General features: G+C 36.1%; 23 protein-coding genes. 3 read left to right on the forward strand and 20 right to left on the reverse strand.

What is annotated here, in order from left to right:
• Positions 1-336: 336 nt before the first annotated feature.
• The gene (locus M0R79_RS08015; RefSeq protein ID WP_092571181.1) at positions 337-1,335 is read right to left on the reverse strand and encodes a 2-hydroxyacid dehydrogenase; all 999 of its coding nucleotides are present in this window, start codon (positions 1,333-1,335) and stop codon (positions 337-339) included.
• 15 nt (positions 1,336-1,350) lie between these two features.
• The gene (locus tag M0R79_RS08020; RefSeq protein ID WP_092571179.1) at positions 1,351-2,391 is read right to left on the reverse strand and encodes an AEC family transporter; all 1,041 of its coding nucleotides are present in this window, start codon (positions 2,389-2,391) and stop codon (positions 1,351-1,353) included.
• A gap of 278 nt (positions 2,392-2,669) precedes the next feature.
• On the opposite strand from M0R79_RS08020, the gene M0R79_RS08025 reads away from it, so the two are divergent.
• Positions 2,670-4,952, forward strand: a complete 2,283-nt coding sequence (locus M0R79_RS08025; RefSeq protein ID WP_248417141.1) for an LPXTG cell wall anchor domain-containing protein — start codon at positions 2,670-2,672, stop codon at positions 4,950-4,952.
• Between the two features lie 129 nt (positions 4,953-5,081).
• Here the strand turns inward: M0R79_RS08025 and uxuA are convergent, their stop codons facing one another.
• From uxuA to M0R79_RS08065, 8 genes are read right to left on the reverse strand one after another with little or no spacing between them, the layout of a single operon-like run.
• A complete protein-coding gene (gene uxuA / locus M0R79_RS08030; protein ID WP_248417140.1) occupies positions 5,082-6,143 on the reverse strand; it encodes a mannonate dehydratase in 1,062 nt (353 codons plus the stop codon).
• Positions 6,144-6,147: 4 nt separating this feature from the next.
• Positions 6,148-7,266: an iron-containing alcohol dehydrogenase family protein gene (locus M0R79_RS08035; protein WP_248417139.1), complete on the reverse strand. Its 1,119-nt coding sequence runs from the start codon at positions 7,264-7,266 to the stop codon at positions 6,148-6,150.
• 37 nt (positions 7,267-7,303) lie between these two features.
• Positions 7,304-7,762 carry a PTS sugar transporter subunit IIA gene (locus tag M0R79_RS08040; RefSeq protein ID WP_248417138.1) on the reverse strand — a complete coding sequence of 153 codons (459 nt, stop codon included), beginning with the start codon at positions 7,760-7,762 and terminating at the stop codon, positions 7,304-7,306.
• A gap of 11 nt (positions 7,763-7,773) precedes the next feature.
• A complete protein-coding gene (locus M0R79_RS08045; RefSeq protein WP_248417137.1) occupies positions 7,774-8,634 on the reverse strand; it encodes a hypothetical protein in 861 nt (286 codons plus the stop codon).
• Between the two features lie 12 nt (positions 8,635-8,646).
• Entirely contained in the window at positions 8,647-9,150 is a 504-nt protein-coding gene (locus tag M0R79_RS08050; protein WP_248417136.1) for a PTS sugar transporter subunit IIB, read from the reverse strand.
• A gap of 18 nt (positions 9,151-9,168) precedes the next feature.
• A complete protein-coding gene (locus tag M0R79_RS08055; RefSeq protein WP_248417135.1) occupies positions 9,169-10,020 on the reverse strand; it encodes a PTS system mannose/fructose/sorbose family transporter subunit IID in 852 nt (283 codons plus the stop codon).
• Positions 10,021-10,038: 18 nt separating this feature from the next.
• Positions 10,039-10,845: a PTS sugar transporter subunit IIC gene (locus M0R79_RS08060; protein WP_248417134.1), complete on the reverse strand. Its 807-nt coding sequence runs from the start codon at positions 10,843-10,845 to the stop codon at positions 10,039-10,041.
• 22 nt (positions 10,846-10,867) lie between these two features.
• Entirely contained in the window at positions 10,868-11,872 is a 1,005-nt protein-coding gene (locus M0R79_RS08065) for a D-isomer specific 2-hydroxyacid dehydrogenase family protein (RefSeq protein WP_248417133.1), read from the reverse strand.
• Between the two features lie 170 nt (positions 11,873-12,042).
• Between M0R79_RS08065 and M0R79_RS08070 the strand changes: the two genes are divergently transcribed.
• Entirely contained in the window at positions 12,043-12,906 is an 864-nt protein-coding gene (locus M0R79_RS08070) for a MurR/RpiR family transcriptional regulator (protein WP_248417132.1), read from the forward strand.
• Between the two features lie 17 nt (positions 12,907-12,923).
• Positions 12,924-13,559 carry a bifunctional 4-hydroxy-2-oxoglutarate aldolase/2-dehydro-3-deoxy-phosphogluconate aldolase gene (locus M0R79_RS08075; protein WP_248417131.1) on the forward strand — a complete coding sequence of 212 codons (636 nt, stop codon included), beginning with the start codon at positions 12,924-12,926 and terminating at the stop codon, positions 13,557-13,559.
• Between the two features lie 71 nt (positions 13,560-13,630).
• Here the strand turns inward: M0R79_RS08075 and M0R79_RS08080 are convergent, their stop codons facing one another.
• From M0R79_RS08080 to M0R79_RS08125, 10 genes are all read right to left on the reverse strand, one after another.
• The gene (locus M0R79_RS08080; RefSeq protein WP_248417130.1) at positions 13,631-14,305 is read right to left on the reverse strand and encodes an HAD family hydrolase; all 675 of its coding nucleotides are present in this window, start codon (positions 14,303-14,305) and stop codon (positions 13,631-13,633) included.
• 165 nt (positions 14,306-14,470) lie between these two features.
• The gene (locus tag M0R79_RS08085; protein ID WP_248417129.1) at positions 14,471-14,983 is read right to left on the reverse strand and encodes a TspO/MBR family protein; all 513 of its coding nucleotides are present in this window, start codon (positions 14,981-14,983) and stop codon (positions 14,471-14,473) included.
• Positions 14,984-15,113: 130 nt separating this feature from the next.
• Positions 15,114-16,289: a DUF998 domain-containing protein gene (locus M0R79_RS08090; protein ID WP_248417128.1), complete on the reverse strand. Its 1,176-nt coding sequence runs from the start codon at positions 16,287-16,289 to the stop codon at positions 15,114-15,116.
• 54 nt (positions 16,290-16,343) lie between these two features.
• Complete coding sequence (locus M0R79_RS08095) at positions 16,344-18,440, reverse strand: DUF262 domain-containing protein (RefSeq protein ID WP_248417127.1); 2,097 nt, start codon at positions 18,438-18,440, stop codon at positions 16,344-16,346.
• A gap of 66 nt (positions 18,441-18,506) precedes the next feature.
• A complete protein-coding gene (locus M0R79_RS08100; RefSeq protein ID WP_248417126.1) occupies positions 18,507-18,968 on the reverse strand; it encodes a GNAT family N-acetyltransferase in 462 nt (153 codons plus the stop codon).
• A gap of 436 nt (positions 18,969-19,404) precedes the next feature.
• On the reverse strand, positions 19,405-20,448 hold the full coding sequence (locus M0R79_RS08105; RefSeq protein WP_248417125.1) for an ABC transporter permease: 1,044 nt from the start codon (positions 20,446-20,448) through the stop codon (positions 19,405-19,407).
• Entirely contained in the window at positions 20,449-21,588 is a 1,140-nt protein-coding gene (locus M0R79_RS08110) for an ABC transporter permease (RefSeq protein ID WP_092572629.1), read from the reverse strand.
• An 11-nt stretch (positions 21,589-21,599) separates the two neighbouring features.
• Positions 21,600-22,544, reverse strand: a complete 945-nt coding sequence (locus M0R79_RS08115) for an ABC transporter ATP-binding protein (RefSeq protein ID WP_092572628.1) — start codon at positions 22,542-22,544, stop codon at positions 21,600-21,602.
• A 191-nt stretch (positions 22,545-22,735) separates the two neighbouring features.
• Complete coding sequence (locus M0R79_RS08120; RefSeq protein WP_248417124.1) at positions 22,736-23,377, reverse strand: response regulator transcription factor; 642 nt, start codon at positions 23,375-23,377, stop codon at positions 22,736-22,738.
• Positions 23,370-24,512 carry a sensor histidine kinase gene (locus tag M0R79_RS08125; RefSeq protein ID WP_248417123.1) on the reverse strand — a complete coding sequence of 381 codons (1,143 nt, stop codon included), beginning with the start codon at positions 24,510-24,512 and terminating at the stop codon, positions 23,370-23,372. The genes M0R79_RS08120 and M0R79_RS08125 overlap by 8 nt, the downstream gene beginning before the upstream one ends.
• Between the last annotated feature and the right edge of the window lie 152 nt (positions 24,513-24,664).

The following is a 24,664-nucleotide window of genomic DNA, read 5'->3' on the forward strand; positions in this document are numbered from 1 at the left end:
TTGACAATATAACGTTCATAACTTTACCTACAATTCAAGTCTAGTCCTTGAATTTATCGATGTAGCTAACTTGTTTGAGAGCCACCCTCTATTGCAAAGAGTGGTTAACCTGTTCGCTTGGCGGGCAGGTTTTTTGATGCGTTTCTATTTATGGTTCACGTTGGCAACCATAAACTCGTAACATTGAATGGTTAGTCATTCTATTTTAATTCATTTACCTATATATCAAATAAACAGTAAACAAAAAGAGACCCCTAAAGTTGGACTAGAAAATCCGACTTTAGAGGGTCTTTCCGCATTTAATTTAAAGCCTACTGCTTTTATTAAGCTTTTATTTTATAATTCATTTTCTGAGCTTCCCTTAGTTAAGACATCGTTGAAATTATCATAAGAAATCTCAATCATGTTGGTCAAAGCTTCATCCGTATTAGACCCAACGTGAGGTGTTAATAGGACTCGTGGGTATAAATTCATCAAGTCAAGCACATCTTGACGAGGGACTGGGTTAGCTTGATCAAATTTCTTGAAGAAGACATCACTTTCGCCAGGAAGCACATCGGCAGCAAAACCGTAAAGTTTATTGTTCTTAATCGCATCAATAATCGCTTGGTTATCTTGCAATTCGCCGCGGGCGGTGTTAATTAGAATCGCGTCATCTTTCATTTTGCTGATAAATTCCCGATTGATCATGCCTTCATTTTCCCCTTTAATTAATGGGACATGAAGCGAGACAATATCTGATTGAGCTAATAGGTCGTCTAGTTCCACAAATTCAACCACTTCTTTAGCAGCCTCAGATTGAAACACATCATAACCTAGGACTTTGGCTCCTAAACCTTTAAATAATTTGGCTTCGGTTAATCCAATTCGACCGGTACCAATAACACCTACTGTACAATTCCGCACTTCACGACTAAACATCCGCGGGGTTACTCGGAAATCTTGATTGATTGAAGTATTGTGTGCGGTGTACTGTACATTGCGCAATAAGGTCATCCCTAGAGTGAGAGACAATTCGGCAATGGCATTAGGTGAATAACCAGGAACTCGTGCTACTTTCATACCCAAACGCTTAGCTTCTTCAACATCGATATGATTAAAGCCAACCGTCCGCGTAAAGACATATTGAATCCCATATTCTTCGAACTTAGCTAAATTTTGCGCATCAGCAATACAATTACCACGAAGTAGAACTGCATCGTGACCTTCAGCTGTGGCAACATTCTCATGATTTAAATATTCTGAATACAAAGTCAAATCATAATCATATTTGTTCAATTTATTGAAGAATTCAACTTCATTCTCCCGTACACCATAACATGCAATCTTAAACATTCTATCGCACCCTTTCTATAATATGCCTGTTTGACTAATAATTTCTAAAATTACAATCCAAAGTGGAATCATGATTACTGCGGCTAAGGTTGACAATAAAGAAGCATTGGAAGCTAAGACAGCATCCTTATCAAAATTAATGGCATAAGCGGCTGCAACGGTAGCAGTTGGGGTTGCCATCATAATGACTGTGGTTGCTAAGCTAGTTGGATTGAAATGTAAGAGCCCCGTCCCATGTAATAGATAAATGCCTAGAATGTTAATCACTGGCACAGCGATAATTTTCATCACCGTATAATACCAGGCTGTGCGGTTGGAAGCTGCTTGTGAGAACTTCAGACTGCCCAAAGTGGCCCCGATCGATAACCAAGCTAACGGTGAAGATAATTTAGCCAAATATTCTAAAGGTTTATATAACCAAGGGGCGGTCGCATCAATCCGCAAGAATGCCACGGCTCCATCAGCAGTCTGAACTTGTGGCAGTTGGTCTTGGAAGAGCCAGATGAATAAGCCACCAAAGGTCGCTAAGACAATTGGATTTAAGAACATGGTTTTGACATTCTTCTTATCCATTTTCAATCCAGACATAGCAATGAAACCATAAGAGTATAAAAAGATACGATAACCAATATTAAAGATATTGGCATAGATTACCCCTTCATCACCATAAATCGCCGAAATAATTGGAATCCCGAAGAAAGTCGTTGAACCAAAGATGGTCAAGATTTCTAGCGTGGTCTTGCGATCGCCTTCATACTTCAAATAGAAGATCTTTGTCACAAAGATTAAGACGATGTAAATCAAGATCCCCCAAATCAGCACACTCATTCCTTGTTGGAGTTGTTCCTGATTGATTGGTTTCATAAAAGCATTGAAAGCCAATGCAGGTAAAGCAACCGTCAAGACTACCTTAGACAAAATCTTGCTCACTGCTTCAGAAAAAATCTCGCGCTTCCGACAATAGTAACCGACCAAAATAACAAAGACGGTCGAAGTAATGGCACTGACCACATTCATGTCGGTCAGCGTCTGCTCAAAAATATTCAATAAGTCCATAAGAAAAATCCTCTCATTGATGAAAACTCATCATAAAATTTACTGGTAGATTATAACATAAAAAGTTAGTTGTTTTCATCACAAAGTTAATTTAATACGTTTTCATAGAATTATCATGAAAATATTTTGCTATAGACTGGTTGTAACCCAAACATATCAACCATAACAATCGTTAGGGAAATTTACAAAACTTTTACATTTCTCTACTCCAAATTTACATAAATTAAAAAATTAGCCCTTATAATGAAAGTAAATCTAGCCAAAAAGGAGTTAATGAAATGCGCAAATTTCCTATCACTGCTGCAAGTCTACTATTATCATCAATGACGTTAGTTGGCTTAACGGCTAACCAATCTGTCGAAGCTAAGACAGTAGAAGAAGTCCAAGCCATGATAGATCAGGCCCCTGAAGGATCGGTTCACACTACCGTGAATGAGAATGGTGAAAACGAAGTTGAAAATACCGGTGATTATTATAATGCCGATGCCGACCCCCTTAAACTTGCTGACCAAGGTCAACTCGCTGAAGACCCTACCGTTCCTAGCGAAGAACGAATTGTTACCGGTGAATTTCATAATCATACCAATCAATCGAACGACGCCTCTGAGAAATATATGACTTTAGAAAATGTGTTGAATGCAGGATTTCGTGAAGATTTAGATCAATTACCTGAAGAAGCTTATCCTAACCTGGATTATGGTCAAGCCTTCGATTATTATATGTCGCAGGATCATTTCCGCAAATCTCCTCGCAATATTAATGGCGATCCGCTGGTCAAAGATGGGAACGGATATGAAAAGCCAACCTGGAAAACCATCCAATCTCAAATTGATAAATATAATGAGCTTAAAGCCCAAGGAAAATATAGCGGTAAAATCTACTATCCTGGTTTTGAATGGGACTTATTCGGCCTGGACCATGTTACTGTAGGTATTATCGAAGATTCAACTAACCGAGTACCCCTGGATGCGATCCGTCATTTCGAATGGTTATATTCATACGATACTCCTACTTCCGCTTTTACGGATAATGAATTGGAAGTCTTCGGGCCAAGAGACAATGTGAAGGCTGATAAGACGAATGCTTATGATGGCCTCCGTTGGTTACAAAAATACTACCCTCATTCATTCTTCTTAGTCAACCACCCTTCCCGACACAATGGCGGGGGCGGTGAAGTTCGGGTCGAAGATATTCGCGATATGTTGAACGTTGCCCCCGACATCGTTGCTGGCTTAGAAGGGATGCCTGGAAATCAAATGGGAGGCGACCGTGGTGAAATGCGAGATATCTATGGGGGCGCCGACCTGATGATTGCCAAAGTTGGAGGCGTCTGGGATTCCCTGCTTGGTGAAGGTCGTCAATTTTACAACTATGCAAATTCTGATTTCCACTTTAAGATTTCGTCGAATGGAATCTACTCTTCAGGCTATTGGCCATCAGAATATTCCCGCAATTATACTAAGGTTTCAGGCAACACCTTCCAGGATATCTCTGAAGGATTAAAGATAGGAAACTCTTGGTCAGTCTATGGCGATCTTATCTCTGGCTTAGAATTCTATGTGGAAGCAGATGGCAAAAAGGTTGAAATGGGCGGTACACTTGAAGTTGCTAAAGACACTTTGGCAAACCTCACCATTCGCTTCAAAGATACACAAAAGAATAATTATAAGCCCCTCTCTGCTGATCACCGATCAAATGTAAGTAATCATCCCATTTTAGACCATATTGATTTAATTGTAGGTAATATCTTTGGCGAAATGGCAGACAAAACTACTGCAGAAAACCCAACCACCCGGATTGCCAGACGATTTGATCAGACAAATTGGTCTCAAGCAGATGCTGACGGTTGGCACACAATCAAAGTTCCTTTCATTATTAATCAAGATATGTATATGCGTCTTCGAGGAACCAATCATGGCCTTGGTGTAGCTGGAGAGACCGACCAAGATGGCAATCCACTTCTCGATGAAGAACTGAAGAAACCAATGCCTGCCAATGAAGCGACCTACGATTGGAGTCATCCGACCGAGGAATACAAGAAACAAATGATGGCGCATTTCAACCGGATTAACGATCGCAATTACAGTGATCTATGGTTCTACGCTAACCCGATTCGTCTCATGGTAGCAGATAGCACCTACACCATTCCTAAAGAATATGAAGCGATTGTCAAGAATTTAGTCAAGGACCCTAGCTCGATCAACCAAGTTGAGAATGATATTGCAAACAATACCCCAACGATTCCACAACCCGAGAAACCGGAGATTGATCCTGAGCTCCCTGATCAATCCGGAGATAAAGATAATCAAGCTCCCGATAAAAATACAGATGCCAACCAAGAGATTGATGACACAGATAAAACCACAAATGATACTGAAAAAGAAAATATTTCCACAATAAAAGATAACAGTCTCCCTCAAATTTCAAATGCTTCTGATATAAATATCCAAGCTGCTGGTAGCTTACCAGAAACCGGTGAACAAGATCCAAGCCTTATCTTCACTGGCGCAGCCCTATCTATTATCGCCGGACTTGGATTAATTAAAAGTCGGAAACCGTAGACTGATAAAATATTTTCGCAAAATATATAGAAGACCCCTAAAGTTGGCTCTTATTATTCCATCTTTAGGGGTCAATGTAATGTTTCAATGTATTTTCTGATCACATTGGATTCTTAGGTTATTAAATGCTTAACTCATTTTTTTCACGGCTTCATTTAAGCCTTGTAAGTATGTAAGCCCCAAAGCCCGATCATAAAGTCCGTATCCTGGGCGAGAAATTTCTCCCCAAATAGTCCTTCCATGATCCGGTCTAACAATACCGTCGAATCCGATATCGTATAGTGCACTCATTATAGCAAACATATCTAAAGAACCTTCTTCACTAAAATGAGCTGATTCAATAAAATGTTTATCGCCCAAGACTTTGACATTTCTAAAATGAACAAAGTGAATTTTTTCTTTAAAAGAATAAACCATATCTACGAGATCATTTTCAGGATTAGCCCCCAACGATCCTGTACAAAAGGTTACACCATTACACGGAGAATCTACAGCATTTATAATTCGAAGAATATCTCCTTTGTTCTTAGTAATTCTAGGATAATCGAATAGTTCAAACGGAGGATCGTCTGGATGAATCGCCATCTTGACTCCCACTTCTTCACAAACTGGAATAACCTTATTAAGAAAATATACTAGATTTTCAAAAAGTTTTTCCTCAGTAATTCCTTCATACATTTTTTGTAATTCCTGAAATTTTTCTAGTCGCTCTGGTTCCCATCCAGACAATTGAAAACCTGAAGTCTGTCCAGAAATCAGTCCATACATTTGTTGGGGTTCAATCGTTTGGACAATTCGATCATCATATTCTAAAGTCAGTGAGCCATCCGACAACTTGTACTGCATATTGGTCTTAGCCCAACCAAAAATCGGCTTAAAACTATAACAAATTAACTTCACACCACATTTGCCTAAATTACGGATTGTCTTTTGATAATTATGAATATAAAAATCACGATCACTAGTTTCAGCTTTGATAGCATCATGAACTGATACTGATTCAATTCCAGCTAATTTTAATCCATGCTTTTCGACTAGGTTTTGTAAGGTTTTAATTTCTGATAACTCCCATACACTTCCTGGTAATTTTTCAACAATTGTTCCCACTACACCATGCATGTTTGGAATTTGCTTAATATTTTCAAGGCTAACAGTATCTTGTGGGCCATACCATCTAAATGTCCATTTCATCCCATTAATCACCCCGAGTATTCTTAAATTCTAAATATTTTTCAAGTTTTACATAGACTTCAGCTAAGATTTCTTCATTAATCTCCAGTGGTAACAAACGAATTTTTTCTTTGCTGACCATAAGTTTAGTGATCTTACTCATCTCTTCATCGGTAAAAGGATATAGCCCCATCTCTGTCAGAGAAGTTGGTAATCCCAATTCACGATAAAAAGGCAACAATCTATCAATTTCTTCCCATTTCTCTTCTAAAGCTAATTGGTAAAATGTCCCATAAGCCACTTTTTCACCGTGTAAATATTTATGAATACCAGGAAGTATCGCAGATAGAGCATCATGAACGGTATGAGCTGCTGTATTTCTAGCATATTTCCCAGCTAACCCGCCAACAAGACCAGAAATCACAATAACGACCTCAGATACATTGTAAAATGCTGATGAGCATTGTCCGTTTTCCATATCTTTTATGGCTTGAGTTGCTTGGTTAAGAATGGTCTCTTTACACAATAAAGCTGCATATCTCCCCATTTTTACCAGAGGTGAATCTTGTAAAAAATCTTGAGAAGTAACTAAATCAGATTCATACCATTTAACAAGTGTATCCGCAATCCCTGCTACAAAATATCTGACCGGAGCATCAATGACCAAAAGTGGATCGGCAATAAGGAAAGCAGCGTTATGATTTTGATGGGCAGATTTCCCTTCTGACATTCCATTTTCTTTGTACATCACTGATAATGCAGCCCATGGAGCACAATTTGATGCTAACGTAGGAGTCAAACCAAAAGGGGTCATTGTGTATGAAGTTGCCAATAACGTCAAGTCACATAATTTGCCCCCTCCAATACCAATAACGAAATCTATATTATTTTGTACTATAATCTCTGAAATTCTCGTTGCCTCTAAATATGAACACTCCCCAGAATATTTCTCGAATACAAAATCAAAATCACTTGTAAATACATTCGAAAAAAATGGTTTTGCTTTTTCCCATGATTTCTTTCCATGAAGAATTAGTACCTTTTTAGCTCTATATTCATCTAATAATTTGGGGATATTATCAATAGCACCTTTTCCATAAGAGTAATATTGTGGTCCAGGTTTAATGGTTAATTCTACACTCATAAATTTCACACTTTCTGACTAGTAAAACAAATTTCTATTAAAATTCATCTTCATCCTCAAGATTAAAATCTAGTTGATTAATATTCCAATATCCTATTGATTCTTTTCCTTGAGAAGTTATCGAATCGATGGTTTCGTGAATATTCGTTCCTAAAATTTGATGATTTACTGCTTCCAAAACCATTGGTAAATTAACTCCACCTACGACATAAACTTTATCTTGAAAATTTAAATCAACTTCTTTTATGGCTAATATTGATTGATTATATGGACTGGCTGAAACTAAATCAGTGAATATAATAACTCCAGTTTCTTCATTCGTTTCGTTATCTGCTTCTTCGACAGTTTTTAAAATTTTATCTTTTAGATTTTCTATTGATTTTCCCGATAATAAATTTATAGTTTTTATATTTTTACTCTGTCCAATTATCGTATTAACAGCGTCTTTGAAGCCATCAGAAAGTGTCCCATGAGTTACGATAATAATTTCAAACATGTTGAACCTCCTTATTGAAATAAAAAACTCTCAATGATATTTAAATTTTCATCTTCGATTTCTTGTAAGTCAATAATTCTTCGTGGCAAAAAATATTTATCTTTTTCTTTTATAGCTGAAAAAATATAATTTATTCCCTTTATCAATTTGTCACATCTGAAATTAGTTATGGTTTCATCTTGTTTTATCCATAGTTTTTCTTTAGTAGCTATCGAATCTAAATAAACAATTTTTGCTGAAGATTTTACTGCGGAATTCAAAGCTTCTAACCCATGATTATTTGTTACCCCATTATCTAAAAAGGCAAAGGCATATTCTTTGCCATGATAAACTTTAATCATATTAATCATCCAAATAATCGCTACTGTATTGCGAACGAGATTTTTTGAACGAGCTATCCCTGAGGAGAAATGACCAATAGACCATGACAGAGAGAAATATACCAGAATAACCAAGCACATTGATACCGGAGATACATTAGACTGATTGAAAACTGGGATAGTAACAAATATCGTAAAAAGAATTCCTAAAATAATAAATAAAACAGAAAATATAGCATTGAATAAAAGAGTCTTTTCAAGCTGATTTTTTTCGTCAAAAAAAGAATATGGTCCTAGATGAGCGGCTGGAGTATCATAATAACTGGATATAATTAATTCAGCATTTTTAACATCACCAACATAAATATTTCGACTGATTGTAGACTTATTGTTTATATCCTGTGCTTCAATCACTCTAATATCATCACGAATTCGACTGAGATCTGAGAGCAAACTTCTTATAAATCTACTTTTTTGTTTGTCAGTTTTGCGCTTACCTAAAATATAATTATATCGAATTATTAAATCCTCTGTTTGCAAATCTAATTCCATATTCATCACCATCTATAAATTAAACATTGAAAGAACAGTCTCTAGTGAAGTTTTTTCTGCAGAGGGGGTTGACTGAAAATAGATGTCTTCAACGCCAAAATTTTCATGCAAATCTTTTAACTTTTCTGCATCTGCTTGATTTAAATAAACTGTTTTCGTTACTTGTTTATCGGTTGAATTTTTTTGAGCAATTCCTCCTAAATTCAACTCTTTCATAGGGATACCATATTTCACTAGTTCATATATCACATCAATCGTTTTACAGATTAATATCGCTGAGTAATCTTTAAATTTGAATTCATCCCAATAAAATTTTGCTTTATCTGTTGTCATCACAATGGTTTTTTGACCAGTCCGCCCACCAGCAGATTTATACAAGTCTTTCATAAATTTATCCTTAGCCACAACATCGTCAACAACAAATATCGAATTTACTCCTTTTCGTTGAGATAATGTAATCATGACTTGACCATGAATAAGTCTTTCATCCACTCTAGCTAAGTTAACTTCTCCCATTCTCTAAGCGCTCCTTTATTATAAAATCCCAGTTATAGCTAATACGATCAAAATTCCTGTTAGCCACAACATTGCTTTCATTACATTCAAACCATATTTAGTATAAAACCAATATACAAACATAACGGTCGCTAAAGGAATAATCCCTGGTAATATTTTATCTAATAACTCTTGGAAAATGAATTCTTTTCCTGAGATTGTAAAGGTCAATGATGAACTTAATTTAATATAGCTTCCTGCTAAAACACCCATCATAAATAGACCTAAAACTGATAAAAATTCAATTACATTTTGGATACTTGAGTCTGCCATTAAGCTCGTAGCATTTCGTCCCATTTTGAAAGATTGCTTAGCAAAGAATAATCCAACTAATAGTTGGTAAATAGCAAAACATATAAAAGGAAATAGTGCACCCATTGCAGACCCTTGTTGTGCCCATGGAACTGCGATAGCAATAAAAATATATTGAACTGTACCTGAATCTATTGCATCACCAATACCCGCTAATGCCCCCATTAACCCAGCTTTGGTATTGTACATTAAATCATCGGTCATAGTTACTGGCTCATTATTATTAATTTGTTGAGCACGAGTTTGCTCCATTGAAGACATTAATCCAGTGATTACTCCGCCTCCCCAAGTCAATTGGGTGTTAAAAAAGAGCAATTGTCTTTTATATGCAGCTTTCAAATCTTCATCATTTTTATACAACTTTCTCAATACAGGCATCATCGCGTAAAGTAATGATGGTGCTAAATATCTATCAAAAGAATGAGGAATTTCATTTGCAAAGTGCCAACGCAAATAGGCTTTGGTAACATCTTTTTGGTTAATTATTTCCTGTGTATTCGAATTATTAACATTAGTCATTATTTTTCCTCCATTCGTTTAAAAATCATCGTCATCATCAAAATCTGTGGCGACTGAAGCTGAACGACTTTGTTTTTTTAAGGTAATAAATATACCTGCACAAATTGCTCCTAAGATTGCATAAGTTACCATCGTGACTTCTAGAGGTTTAAAAATAACACTTAGGAAATAAGCCAAAAAGAAAAAGACCATTAAATCTTTTCGACCAATTACATAAATCGTTGTAGCAATACCGATAGCTGCAAGTCCGCCACCTAAAACATCTAAAACATGAATGGCAACTGTACCTTCTAATCCACTGATGATATCAGCTATGACAGGTGCTCCCCAATACAAGGCAACAAAAACAAGCGGAACAAACAAAATAAATGAAGTTAATGTAGGAATTAAAATAATTGCTCGAGAAATACTTCTATCATCAAGTTTCTCTACCGCTTTATCGATAAGACGACCAGTGAAGGTATTTAAAAAAAATCTGAATTGATATAAATATGATCCCATTAAACCAACAGGCACTGCGACGGCAACAGCTGCTTCAGGATTCATATTTCCTAGTAAAGCTACTGGTACGGCAATCGCCGCTGCAATGGATGGTTCAGATGGCATTGATCCTCCCGGAGAGAAAACTCCCATATAAATCAATTGTAAGGCGGCGGTTATTTTCATCGCACCTGCGATATCTCCCATTACGACCCCTACAACAAATCCAGTCATCAATGGAGAGAAACGTAGAGTTAAGGTAGCCCCTCCCCCTAACCATCTTGACATAACTGCTGCGGTCCATAAAGCAATAATCAGGCTTTGTGTCATCGTCAATGTTTGCATTTCAATACTCCTCCTATCCTATTTAAACTTTTTTAATATAAATACTTTGAGATTGGACAGATCTGACTGGAAATTTTCCATCCATTACTTTTAGTACGTCTTCTACACATTTATTTCCCATGGCTTCCAAACATTCCATTGTATATGCGCCAGTATGGGGAGTGATAATCACATTTGGAAAGTCTAATAACGGATGTGATGCTCTACCAGGCTCAGTTTCTAATACATCCGTAGCATAGCCTGCGATTTTTTTAGTTCCTAGACCCGATAATATCGCTTCTTCATCCACAAGGGCACCACGGGCACTATTCGAAATATAAACACCTTCTTTCATTATTTCGACTTCTTTATTTCCAATCAGATGTAAAGATTCTTGGGTTAAATTTGCAGATAGGCAAATTACATCGGCACCCTTTAGAAGGCTTTCTAAGTCTACTTTTTTTACCCCAGACATTTGCATTTCTAATTTCGACTTATTAGGATCATAAGCAATAACTTCACACCTGAACCCGTTTCTAAGTGTCTCAGCGATACAGGATCCCGTATTACCTAATCCAATAATGCCAACTGTTTTATTAAAAAGTGTATGACCTACAAAGTTTGCCCTGTTTTCCCATCTATCTTCTTTTACTTCCTGATACGAAAGACAGACCTTTCGCATAAGATTTAATAAATTAGTAATAGTTTGTTCGGCAACAGAATCTCTTTCTACTAACGCAGGAACAAGCGAAACAATGGTATTGTGCTTTGCGGCAGCTTCCAAATCTATATTATTATACCCTATACCATGGCGAGAAATTAAACGGAGATCCTCTATATTCTCGAAGAATTCTTTAGTAAAAAAAGGCGTTACACTAGCAATGATATAATTATACCCTTTTAATGCTTTTGCAAGTTCATTACCTGGAATATTTTGATCAAATTGAAAAAATTCTACAGATCCAACTTTTTTTAATTCATTAATATGTTTGGGGAAAATTTTTCCGAAGGAACTGGAATTAACAATAGCTATCTTGTTATTTTTCATAAACTCCCTCCTTTGTACGCACGATATTAGTTTCAGAAAAGGACCTACCTGAAGATAATATATCACTTAATATTTTTTGTGTAAAGGTTTACAAAAAAGAATTTTTTTCTTTTTTTAGAATATCTTTAGTGTAGAATGAAAGTGAAATATTTGTAGGAGGTGATAAGTTTATGGCGAATACTTATTTGAAACAGTTGATTAAGAAAAATAAAAAGAACTTCTCAAAATCAGAAAATCTGCTGGCTGATTATTTTATGAACATTGGAGAAGATTTAATCAATAAAACAATTTCTGAAATCTCTCTGGAATCAGAGATTTCACAAACAACAGTATTTAATTTTGTAAAAAAATTAGGCTTCTCCGGCTTTCAAAATTTTAAAATTGAATTAGCTACTAACACTAGCAATAAATATCAAAATGGTCCTTTAACAGCCTATAGCGATATTACTGCTCATGATTCGCCCATGGAAATAGCTCACAAAATCATTTCTTTTAATATCCAATCATTAAAAAACCTCGTTAACAATCTAGAAGAAAATGACATTAAGAATGCTGTGAGCCTGGTAAACTCATCGAGTGCTTTACATTTTTTTGGACAAGGTGGCTCTTCTGTAGTAGCTTTTGATGCTTATCATAAATTTCTGCGCAGTACTTACAATTGTAGCTATAATCCTGATTACCATATACAGCTTAGTTATGCCACAAAACTAAATAAAGGGGATTGTGCGTTTCTCTTCTCACATAATGGTGAAACTATTGAAACTATTAATATTGCTAGAACTTTAAAAAACAGAGATTGTTCCGTTATTTGTTTGACCGGAAATCCTTCAAGCCCCCTCCTTGAGTATGTTGACCAAGCGTTTATTATTACTTCCGATGAATCTAAATTCCGAACCGAAAGTTTAACATCACGCATTCTCTATCTCACTGTAATAGATATTATCTATACTCTTATCATGTATTTAAATGAAGATGAAAATTACTCCAATATTGAAAATATTCGTCATACACTAGAAGTTACCAAATTTTTATAAGAAAGGAATGATTTGGGTTGAACACCTTAAAAAAACAGCTTAAACACGAAAAATTACTTCCTCTATATACTTCAACTAATCTTTCTATGCTACCTCTACTTGAAGATGTTCTAGTTGAAAATGAAATTAATTTTATTGAAATTGCCTATCGAAGCGAATTAGCCAGTCAAGCAATCAAAAAACTTGCTATTTCTAATAAACTTATTGTTGGAGCTGGAACCGTTTGTGATTTAAGGACAGCAAAAGATGCGATTAATAATGGCGCTAAATTTATTGTAATGCCAGGGATCAATGAAGAGGTTATTGAGTTTTGTTTAGAAAACAATATTTTAGTGGTTCCCGGCTCAGTTACCCCTACCGAAATTATTCAAGCCAAAAATCTTGGATTAGATACCGTTAAGTTTTTCCCTGCAAATATTTACGGTGGTATTGCTGCTTTAAAAGCATTATCTGGTCCGTTTCCTGAAATTAATTTTGTCCCTACTGGCGGAGTGACTAATGAAAACTACATCGAATATCTTAATCTTAATTCCGTCCTTGCTGTTGGCGGTTCATTTATCATTTCTGAAAAAAGTTTGGAAAATGATAATGGTATTTCTGCTAAAGAAAACTTACAAAAAATTACAGCTTCTATTCATAATACTAACCAATAACAATTTGATGATTAACTTTATAGAATAATTATAGACCTTTGCTAGAATAGTCTTACTAGCAAAGGTCTGATTTAATTTATTAGCTTTCTTCTTAGTAAATCATTATAGACTTCTTTAAAATCTGCAAATGTGCCTACCACATAATCAGTTACTAATACCTCTGTTTGAATCAATGATTGATCAGGAATGAGGAATACTGATAAATTTGATTGCGAAGCTGCTTGTACCCCTGCCCACGAATCCTCCATAACAATAGCTTCGTCCGAAGATAAATTAAAATGCATTAAACATTTCTGATAAATTTCTGGTGCTGGTTTTAAACTTTCTACCTGATCACCAAATATTTTATAATCGAAATAATTAGCCAATCCTAAACTATCTAAAATTAAAGTTCCTCGTTCACGATAAGTGGAAGTTGCAAGACACAATTTTATTCCTTGATGTCTCAGTATGTTCATAAACTCATAGGCAAATGGCTTTACTTGAACAAATCCTTCAGACAAAACTTTATTAAAATAATTCTCTCTATGTTGACGAAGTATAGGTACTATCTCACTATTCCCTATATGGTTAGAAATAATCTTACTAGTATCCTTCGCACTTAAACCGACCCATGATTTAAGTATTTCATCATCCATCGAGATTTTTTCTTTGTTAAAAGCATATTTCCATCCATTAAAATATGCTCGTTCGGAATCAACTAATGTTCCATCCAAATCAAAAAATACAGCCTGTAGTTTTCCCATATTATCTCCTCATAAAATCTATCTCATGAAAATTGGAGGATAGATACATCTATCTTCTATCATCTTGCGTCCGAAGGATACAATCAGCTTGTATAATATCAATATCTGACCATTAATAACATAAAAATCCATCTTTCTATGTTAAATAGAATATACTTTCCATAATTATTCCGCTCTTTTTATTGGTGTGATTTTTATTTTGTCACGCGAATATTTCGGATTGTCTTCATTCAACTGATATGTTGCGCCATTTAAATAAGTAGCAAAAGCTGACCAGGCCACATAAGGAATCAGTATACTACCCGCTAATTTATTTTTTTCGAAGAATTTAACGGTTGTAGTTATGACACTCGCCAATAAGATAAAACTTTCAATAAAAGCGGCTCCCCGAAGTTTAAACTTAAAATAAAGAACGGACCAGAGATAATTCAGAGCGAGTTGAAGATCATACTTCGCGATCGCGTCTTCCTTATCTGCTTCATCTTCAATCAGACAACGGGCAATCCCCATGGCCGTATACAATAAAGGCCATACGATTCCAAAGGTTTCTTTAGGGGGAGCAAAAGTAGGTTGCTTAAATTCTTGGTAATCTGCCTTAGCATGAGGCGTCGTCAATTTTCCAACCACAGCACCACCCAATAAAGGGGCTGCCACTAAAAATAATTTTTTAATCGACATACAAACACTCCTCTCCTTCTATTATATCTAACTTTGAGGAAAGCTGATAATGTTATAGTCTAGTGGATTTTTGCCAAATTTAGCAGGTTGTTAATTTCCATCTTAAAATCTTATATCCTTCAAACTGGATTTATATAGTTTCCCTTGCCTTTTCTTCCAACTCAAATTCTAACTCTAAATTCAAAGTTTCGGGGAAGGAAGCATGGTCAAGATGGCTAAAAAGCATGGTTAGCCAAATAAAAGCAATCATAAAAGATATGATCTCAAAGGCAGTTAGCGTTATATAATTGCCAAATTCGTAAGTGACATAGAATCCAGCCAGAAATATTGCTACACCATAAGAAAGCCATTCAAAGGAAGGGTGATTTTTGGGCAAAAGCCAACGGTTGCAAAACATCATTGTAGTTACCAGGACAACCATTAGCTCGGCAAATTTATTGTGCAGAAAAGGTTGAATGCGAGGCCCATCAAATGGAAATAACCCTACCATGGCGAGACTAAAACCAGTCGCATAAAGCAAATAACGCAATATTCGTAATCCTTGGTGAGCTGGGAGATCTTTCTCTAAAGTGATAAAAATTGAATCAACCAAAGCAATCATCAACAAACCTGATAAAATCAAAGTGAGATTGAATTGCCATGCGTTCAAAGCTTTGGATGAGCCCAGAAAGCTTAAATGACGCTGCCACCACAAAGTTTCCGAATTGGTAATGATGGCAATAACTACACCACCAACCATCATCCGAGTCAATAATTGAGTCAAGCTGGTTGTCGACATGGTGAAGATGAAATACAAGACTGCATAATTGACGACTCCTAAAATTATACCAGTCATAACACTCGTTAAATAAATATCCAACTGCAGACCGTGAAATAATTTATCAAATAAATAAAAGAAAAACAGCAAACTTACTAATGTAATAATCATTAGTGATAAAAGTAAGGCTGGGTAATGGCGCCAAGGAAACCGGCGAACATAATCTAGCTGCTTCTTCTTACCGAGAACAAAGGAACTCGTAAATAAAACAAAGACACCAATAACCCCTAAAATAACCGTTGCTTGTGACATCGACGTTTGACCTGAAATCGGGATCAAGTCAACTTTTCGCCAAATAAAATATAAGACAAACAATCCCATTTGCAGAATTGTTGGTAGAAAGACCCAATGCAAAGCATTCTTCTGATCTTCTTGATGGCGATTACGTTTGATTTGGTATAGGGCCTGGGGCGTGGTAATCCTTAGATTATCATGTTCTTCAATCTCGGCCATGATTTGCGAAGATGTTTTGATAACCAGCTTTTGCATGAGAACCTCCTGACTAACTTATTAACCATAAATAACATGTTAATCAATCTACATCTATCTCGAAATTGTATTTTTATCACTCGCATCAATCTGCAAGGCGTCATAGTCAATATGGTACAAATCAAAAAGCTTTTGAATAACATTAAATTTATCCCCATTATTAATACCTTTTTTTGCATAAATTCCTTCAGTGACCTTCTCAAAACCTTTTTCTGCTTCTATTGAGATATAATTCTCCCAACCTTTTTCTTTTTTAATCTGGGCAACACTTAATAAAAGATTATAATCAATTTTTGCAAGTTCTCCTAATATATCAATATATAAGTCAATCCATACCCTTGTAGGTTGGTACCCTTTATCTTGGAAGATATATCCGCTGAGTGAATAATTAGAAAATGACATATCACCGTCGTAAATAAATAATTCTGGTTCCTCTTTTGTGACTGCAAGACTAGTGGTGGGATATGGCCAAACTTTCAAAGCAATCTCAAGTAATTCTTCTGTTCTTCGCTTAATTTCATCCTTACCCCACTGACTCACTTCTTTTGGAATACGATTTAAATTCACAAAATGACTCTCATCATAACCTTTTTCCATCGATTTTTTCTCATCGAAAGAATAATTACTATACTTACTGTTATATCCAGTTAATGTCAAATTACCCATTTGATTAAGGTAGGTTTCATGGATTTGTTTATAATCTTCGCCAAGTTCTTTAATCCAACTATCTGATAATTTCTGAGGCATTATATGTTCGATAGAATATTGTCCCTCACTGATACCCTCATATATATTCAAAGCCTCAATATGATTATGATTCTCTAGTCTTTCAAAAATATAGGTTCGATAATCCTTGTTCATATTATAGAAATTGCGGGTTCTAAAGCTGTTGATAAAATCTATGTCCTTTGGAAAAATACCTGTATTTTCTTTTTTCAACAATAAATATGCAAGTATATCTCTCGAAGTATGATTACCGTACTTACACGGGTTATTTAGGATTGAACTGTAATCCTTGTAAAGACTTGCAAAAATTTTATTTAATCCACTCGAAGGAGTTTCCGTAATTAATCTGCGGACAATGTAACTTTCTACTAAGGACAACATTTCTAGTAAGTTGTCTTCGGAAAGTTGATTATTATTAAATTCATATAGGAGTTGCATCAAAAAAGGCTTCACTACACTAACTCCTAAGAAATTTAAGCGAAAAATTATTCGATTAACTTTCTTTTGACGGATACTGTTATTAATAATTTGCTCATAGATATAAGCATAGTCATTGAGTTCATCAAAAAGCACATCTTTTGAAATAGCCTTTGCATTAAAGTATGTCTTAAAAGATTCATACAATCTACTTTTTACAGGAAATGAATTTTGCTTAATTGTTAAATAGTATCGAAAGAATTCTGATAAATCATATTTAGTTCTCTTTTCAATAGGTTCCCAGTAATTTGAGAAATAGTAATTTTGCTTCTCTGTATCTTCATTCATCAATAGAAAATTTCTGATCTTATCTGCTTCTGATAGTTCTAATCCAGTTGAGTTTAAACTTTCAAATATTAATTGGGCATCATCATCTGGTGAATTTAAATTTACAACCATGACTTGAAGTTTAAGAATTGATTGCATTAATGCTTCCAGGGAAATATCATAAAGATTTAATTTTTTTATTTCTTCAAGATAGTATTTGTAATTTAAGGTAATGTTTGATGGCTCATATAAAAACTTTGAATCCCCGTATAAACTTCTATAAGCCTCTTTATCATTTGGATTTGGTACTAGTTTCTGTTTATACGTTTCCATCGCAAAATCGTCAACCAAAAAGGCTGATTTAATGTTATCTTCTCTATATCTTCCATCAGTGATGTTATTATCATGCAAATAATTACTGATTGCTAACAAAAGTAAGGAAACACTCGTTATTCTTTGTTGACCATCGATGACAATCGTTTCATTATTCTTATCTCCGGGTTTTACAACTATATTACCAAAGAAGTGTGTGGCTCTACCCTCTTTATGTATCTTTAATAAATCTAAAAATAATCTTTCACAATTATCTATTTTCCAATCATAATTTCTTTGATAAACAGGAATAATAATTCTACTTTGACCTCGCATAAAATTTAATAAATGCTGAATATTTCCATCCATCAATTGTTCCTACTTTCCTGAATCATACTTTAATGATTGACTATATTACTTCACAAGCTATTAAATTTAACTAACTTGCTTCACCCACACCAAGCATGGGTTATGTTCGTCCCAAAGGTCGGGGAAGACTTCGAGCTTTTTGAACCCGCAATGTTGATAAAATAAATTAGTTGCATCGTACTCTTTATAATATCCTTGATCGACGGTCTTAACTTGGAGCAGAGAATAATCTTTGGCAGACCATTCTTCAGCTTTCTCAAATAGCTGGCTGCCGATACCTTGATGGTGATAAGCTCTCCTGACGCCCATGCAGACAATTTCGGCACAATCCGGGCTAGTTGGCGTCAATGTGATGAAGCCAACCGGCAGATGATCATCATAAGCGACAAAACAGGTACTAATCTTAGCATTGTCTATATACCACTGTGTCGCTTCTTCGATTCCGAACCATTCTGGCAAATCTCTCAAAATATCAGCCACGATTTCGGCTTTCTTTTCTCTCTGAATTTCTTCCTCAATCGTATACACAATATGCTCCTTTATTGCAACCACACCATCATAAATCTCTCTTGATTATAGCATAATTTAATATATTTAAACCGTTGACTCTGTTTTACAAACAGAAATGATGCTACCTTCTACTCGTTGACTATAACTTTCCGGTCAGACCAGACGTTCACTTTCATCAACATCACTGCTAATATTTCCTCAGTAATCTATTTTTTATAAAAGAAATGGCCCCTTCAGCGATTGCCGAGGAGCCTTCATCAATTACTTCAGTTTGTTAATCATTTATTTTCAATTCTATTCTATGCTTTGATCCATCAAGTTGGTCAATACAAGCAATATTAAACATTAGATAACACTTAATTTTATGAATCATTCTTTTCTTTCTCGGATCATACTATCTATTTGTTTATCTAAGCATTGAGCCCTTATTATTCTCTGGATTTTTGCAATCCTGTTAATCACGAGCTACGAGTTGTTCTAATTTAATGGATCCCGCTGTAAAAAGAACCAGACCCATCAAGATGATAATCCAACCATAAGGCCAGAATGTTGAGTATTCCAATCCCTTAAGTACCCAATAGAAAGGTGAGATGACCCCTAAATATTCCATGCCAAATTGATCGGCAAACATGGGTAAGAAGACAAAAGCGATACCTATGACAACACAAATACTTTGTAAGACTTCAACCGATTTAAAGACTCTAAAGAGGGCCATGATATAACCTAAGACAAAGATTATATTAGCAGCCAGTAAAGCAATCATCAGTCCCAAATTATTCATCTCTACTTGGAAAATTTGAGTCAATGCGAAAATTGAAACGAGATTTGCCACTAATAATAGAAAACCATACGTTAGGAGCAGACTAGCCATAATCATCCAATTTGAGGCTTCTGAAACAATTGACCGTTTCAGAACTTGACTTAATTTCATCTTCAATAAATCACCTGATAGGATCGAAGCATTCAGATACATGAAGTAAAAGATCATGAATAAAATCATCAACATCATGACTGAAAAAGCAGCCCGTTCTTCTTGGACTTTAATTTCGGGAGCTTGTTGCCGATTCTGACTCAAGCCAAAGGTCTGGTATAGATCATCTTGGCGTTGCTGATACCATTGCTTGTGGACATCTTCTTGAAAATACTGGTCTTCAACGTCTCCTTCTAATGACTGAGCAATAATTCGTCCCGTCGATTCAAAGTCTTGTGGAATCTGATAGATAATAGAAATTTCTTTTTGTTCTAAGGCGGCTAGTTGATTTTCACTATTGACCAAGGCTTGTTGATGTTCTTTCAATAACTTTGGATAAACCTTCTGATTGAAATATTCCGACTGACTGTCAATGACGAAGTCGCCCGTACTCTGATTACTCCGACTGGCCATCAAAAAGGCCATAAAGGATACCGTCACTACTGGAAAAATGATTAATAATAGCAGTTTCGGATTCTTTAGAATGCGTTTGAGATGAAAAATACATAATTGCCGAAAAATTCGCATCTACGCCACCGCCTTTCGTCGAGAAATTAGGTAATTCAGTAATACTAAAATGAACACAAGCCCAAGTAATATAAGGTAAATTGAACCATGTTCGAAGACATGATGCCCTAAGAGAATATCCTGCATGGGTTGGAAGAATAATTTCTGACCCCAATTTTGTTTGAATATTTGGCCGAATTCCCCGCCAATTATATCGCCCATGGGCACAATGCCAACGAAAGCAAATAGCAGAGAAATCACTTGAACACTGACCATCACCGCCATCTTCGAACCGATTTGACTTAATACTTGGCCCAATCCAATAAAAAGTCCGGCATAGACTAACATCCAAGGAATTAATTTCCACAACGTATTAATAGTAAAAGCAGGATAAAAGCTGACCAGGATCATCAGTAATATGGAAAAGAAGGTTATCTGCAAAGTATTGGACGACCAATTAAAGAACGTTTTCTGCCATTGATTAAGAGGCACAATCGCTAATCGTTTATTTAATCCTTTGAAGTCATCCTTAATGACAAAGGTCGTGGAGGCATTCATACCAATCATACAAATATAGAGAATCGCTACCACAAAGTAATATTCAACCGCCTTCAGTGATGGAGTCGTTTGCATTGCTTGAAAACTTACGAAATCTTGTTGGTAACTCTGGTTCAATGCTGCTAATTTCTTGTTAAAGGCTTCAGCCTGCTGACCTTCTAACTGCTGAGTTTCTTTGGCTAGGTTTTGCTGGTCAATGATGGTCTGGTGCCAAGATTGCATGAAATTCTTGACCAGGCTTAAATCGATTTGTGAGTACTTGCCTGAAGTGATGATTTCAATGTTTTCTTGAGCTGGATTGGCCGAGAAATTCTTAGGAATCACGATTTTAATGGCTGCATCTTCCTCAAGTTGAAAGTATTCTTTCAACGGCTCTTGGGCTAAATAACTTTGTAATGACTTGCCTAAGTGCCCCTGATCAAGATTTTCAATAGCCAGAGGCAGCTCAATGTCTGTAGATTCCGCTTGAAATACTGAAGACATCGAAAGCGTCATTATGGCCATCAAACAGATGGGTAAGAATAAGTATAAAATTATGACTTTCTGCCAACTCTTAAATGCTAGGACAAAATCATTCTTCAGATAGGCAAAATATTTTTGCATCTTGCTCCCTCCTATTTATCTCGAAGACGCTTGCCAGTTAACTGCAAGAAGGCTTCTTCTAAACTTAATTCTACTTTAGCTAGCGCGATTAATTCCAAGTGACGATCGTGAATAAAATCAATTAATGCACTCACTTTAAACTGACTGGGATCGACCACTAAATCAAAGCGATTGAATTCTGCCTGCAATTGTTCAATGCCGGCAATCTTTGCTTGCAAGTTTTCTGCTAAGTCACTGGGTGCTTTTGCCAATTCTAATCGCCATTTTACGGTGTCTTGAACCATGGCTTTAATCTCGTCCTGTGTTCCATAAGCCACTTGTTTACCTTGGTCGAGAATAAATAGCCGCTCAGTGAGTGCTTCAATCTCTTCCATGTAGTGTGAAGTATACAGGACGGTTGTTTGATAATTCTCATTCATAAATTTAACAAATTCAAAGATTTTATTACGTGATTGTGGATCAACACCTACGGTCGGCTCATCTAATATTAGCAGTTTAGGATGATGTAAGATGGCTGCGGCAATATTTAGGCGCCGTTTCATCCCGCCGGAGAAAGTTTTGGTGGCTTTTTTAAGGTGGTCTGTTAAACCGGTAACCTCTAGTGCTTCATCAATTCGTGTTCTGAGTACTTTGCCCGATAGGCCATACAATACACCAAAATATTCTAAATTCGATCGGGCATCTACGTCTTCTAAGAGTGCAATCTCTTGCGGCACTAAACCAATATTCTGGCGAATTTGAACCAAGTTCTTCTTTAATTCTAGACCATCTACATAAATATCTCCTGAATCAGCAGCGACTAAGCCGGTTAGAATATCAATTAAGGTTGATTTACCAGCCCCATTCGGCCCGATTAAACCGAAACGTTCGCCAGATTCAATCATTAGCGACACATTTGAAAGGACTTCCTGTTTACCATACCGTTTAAAGATATTATTAATCTGTACTTGACTCATCGAGAACCCCTCCTCTTATTTACAACTCCATTATAGAAAAAACGACTAGGCGAACCTAGTCGTAAAAGTCACGATATGGCATGACTAAAGTCACGATTATTTAAATCCTACTTTATGTAAAAAGTCATTCATTCGATTTCAAAGCTATAAACTCCTGGAATAGCCGTATTTTTAGTCTAGATTTAACTGATTCAGTCTTGGGCCAGACCATGTTTAAAGGCAAAGATGGCTAATTGGGTACGATCTCGTAAATTCAGCTTAGTCAACAGATACGAGACATTATTCTTAATGGTCCCTTCAGAAAGAAACATCGCCTCGGCAATTTCTTTATTATTTAAGCCCTGAGCCAAATACTCCAAAATTTGAATTTCTTTGGGGGTTAACTGATATTGGTCAAGCCGTTCTGATTGGGGTTGCACTGAGTCTAGCTTGATAATTTTATCGCTGACACCCTGATCCAATACTAATTTATTTGACAAAGATAATTTAATACCATCATAGATATCCTGATGACTGGAATCCTTTAACAAATATCCAGAAGCTCCTAATTGCATGGCCTGGGAGATATATTCCATATCTTGAAAAGTTGTTAAAATAATAATTTTAATCTCAGGATACAAGTTTTTTATTTGTCGGGTAGCTTCAATGCCATCCATCACTGGCATCTGGACATCCATGAGGATCACATCTACTGCGTGTTTCTGCAGACAGTCGAGTGCTTCTTGACCGTTCGCGGTCTCTGCCACCACTTCAATATCTGTAAAACTAGATAATAAAATCGCTAAACCGGAACGAATCAGCATCTCATCATCAACGATCATTAATTTAATCAAGTGTATCTCCTCGTTTCAATACAATGCGTGTCTGAAAACCCCGACCTGGGCTAGTGGTAAAGCTTACTTTCCCACCTAAGGCATGAATTCGTTCTTCCAAGCCCATTAATCCCATATGGGGCACAATTTTTTGGGCACCCTGGCCATTATCCTTCAGGGTCAGAATATATTCTAAATCTGTATAATGTTCGTTAATCCGAATTTGATCCGCTTGAGCATGCTTGTTGCTATTGGCTAAAAACTCCTGAACAGCACGGATAACTACCTCTTCCATTGCTGTAGTTAGTTGCCAACGACTTGGATTACGATTAATTAATACTGCAATCTTGGTTAATTCTTGAAATTCCTTGGTCAGTCCTTCGATGCGCGCAGTAAAAGCATAGTCCTGATAATCGTCGGGTTTCATTTGATGAACAATCTGTCTGACTTCTTGCATTCCTGATTGGGCAAAAGCTCGCAGATGTTCAGCCATCGCAGAAGCCTGTGGAGAACTGTCTTCGCTAAGCTTGGCGATAGCTCCTAATTGCACAATAATCGTGGTTAAGACATGACCGACCGAATCATGGATATCGCGCGAAATTCGATTGCGTTCTTTGCTGACATAAAGTTCACGCATTAAGTTGATATGATTCTGCATGGTTTGGGAATCCGCTTGCCATTGGTCAGCTTGCTTGATGTTCTCAAAATGTTCTTCTTTCAATTCGCGATATTGTCGCAGATAAGGCCGGAAAAACAACAAAGCTAAAACCAGTGCCATTAAAAAAAGAAACGAAGGTAAAACCTGTCCCAAAGGAAAATAAAAAGCAATGATGGCTAAGGCCAGTATATTCAACAAACTGTAAGATAGAAAATAAGGTTGGCTCAACGCTAGGAAAGCTTCAAAGAGACTCAATCCAATCAATATCTGGGGGAAAGCCTTGAATTGAAGGAAGATCGCATATATCAAAGCTTGAATAATAAAGAGCATTCCGACTTTTAATCGATTTGAGTGAATTAAATACCAATGTAATTGGAAGGCTAAAAGCAAGAACAAGATAAGAATCGTGGTCTGCCAGTTGAGTTTGACTGAACTGGACACAATTATTTGAACTAAACCCAACAATAAAATGATATAGCGAAACACACTCGTCTTCATTTCCCACCTCCTATCCTCCCTATTGTAGCAAATTCAATCTATAAAACGTAATTTAAATTTATTGAATGATATGCTGAGAAATAATCTTCGATACTTCGACGATGTGTTTCAAAAATATTCCTCTTAAGCAAATAAAAAGCAACCCCGCAGGA

Origin of the sequence: Ignavigranum ruoffiae (assembly GCF_023195815.2) — a bacterium.
Taxonomy (GTDB): domain Bacteria; phylum Bacillota; class Bacilli; order Lactobacillales; family Aerococcaceae; genus Ignavigranum; species Ignavigranum ruoffiae.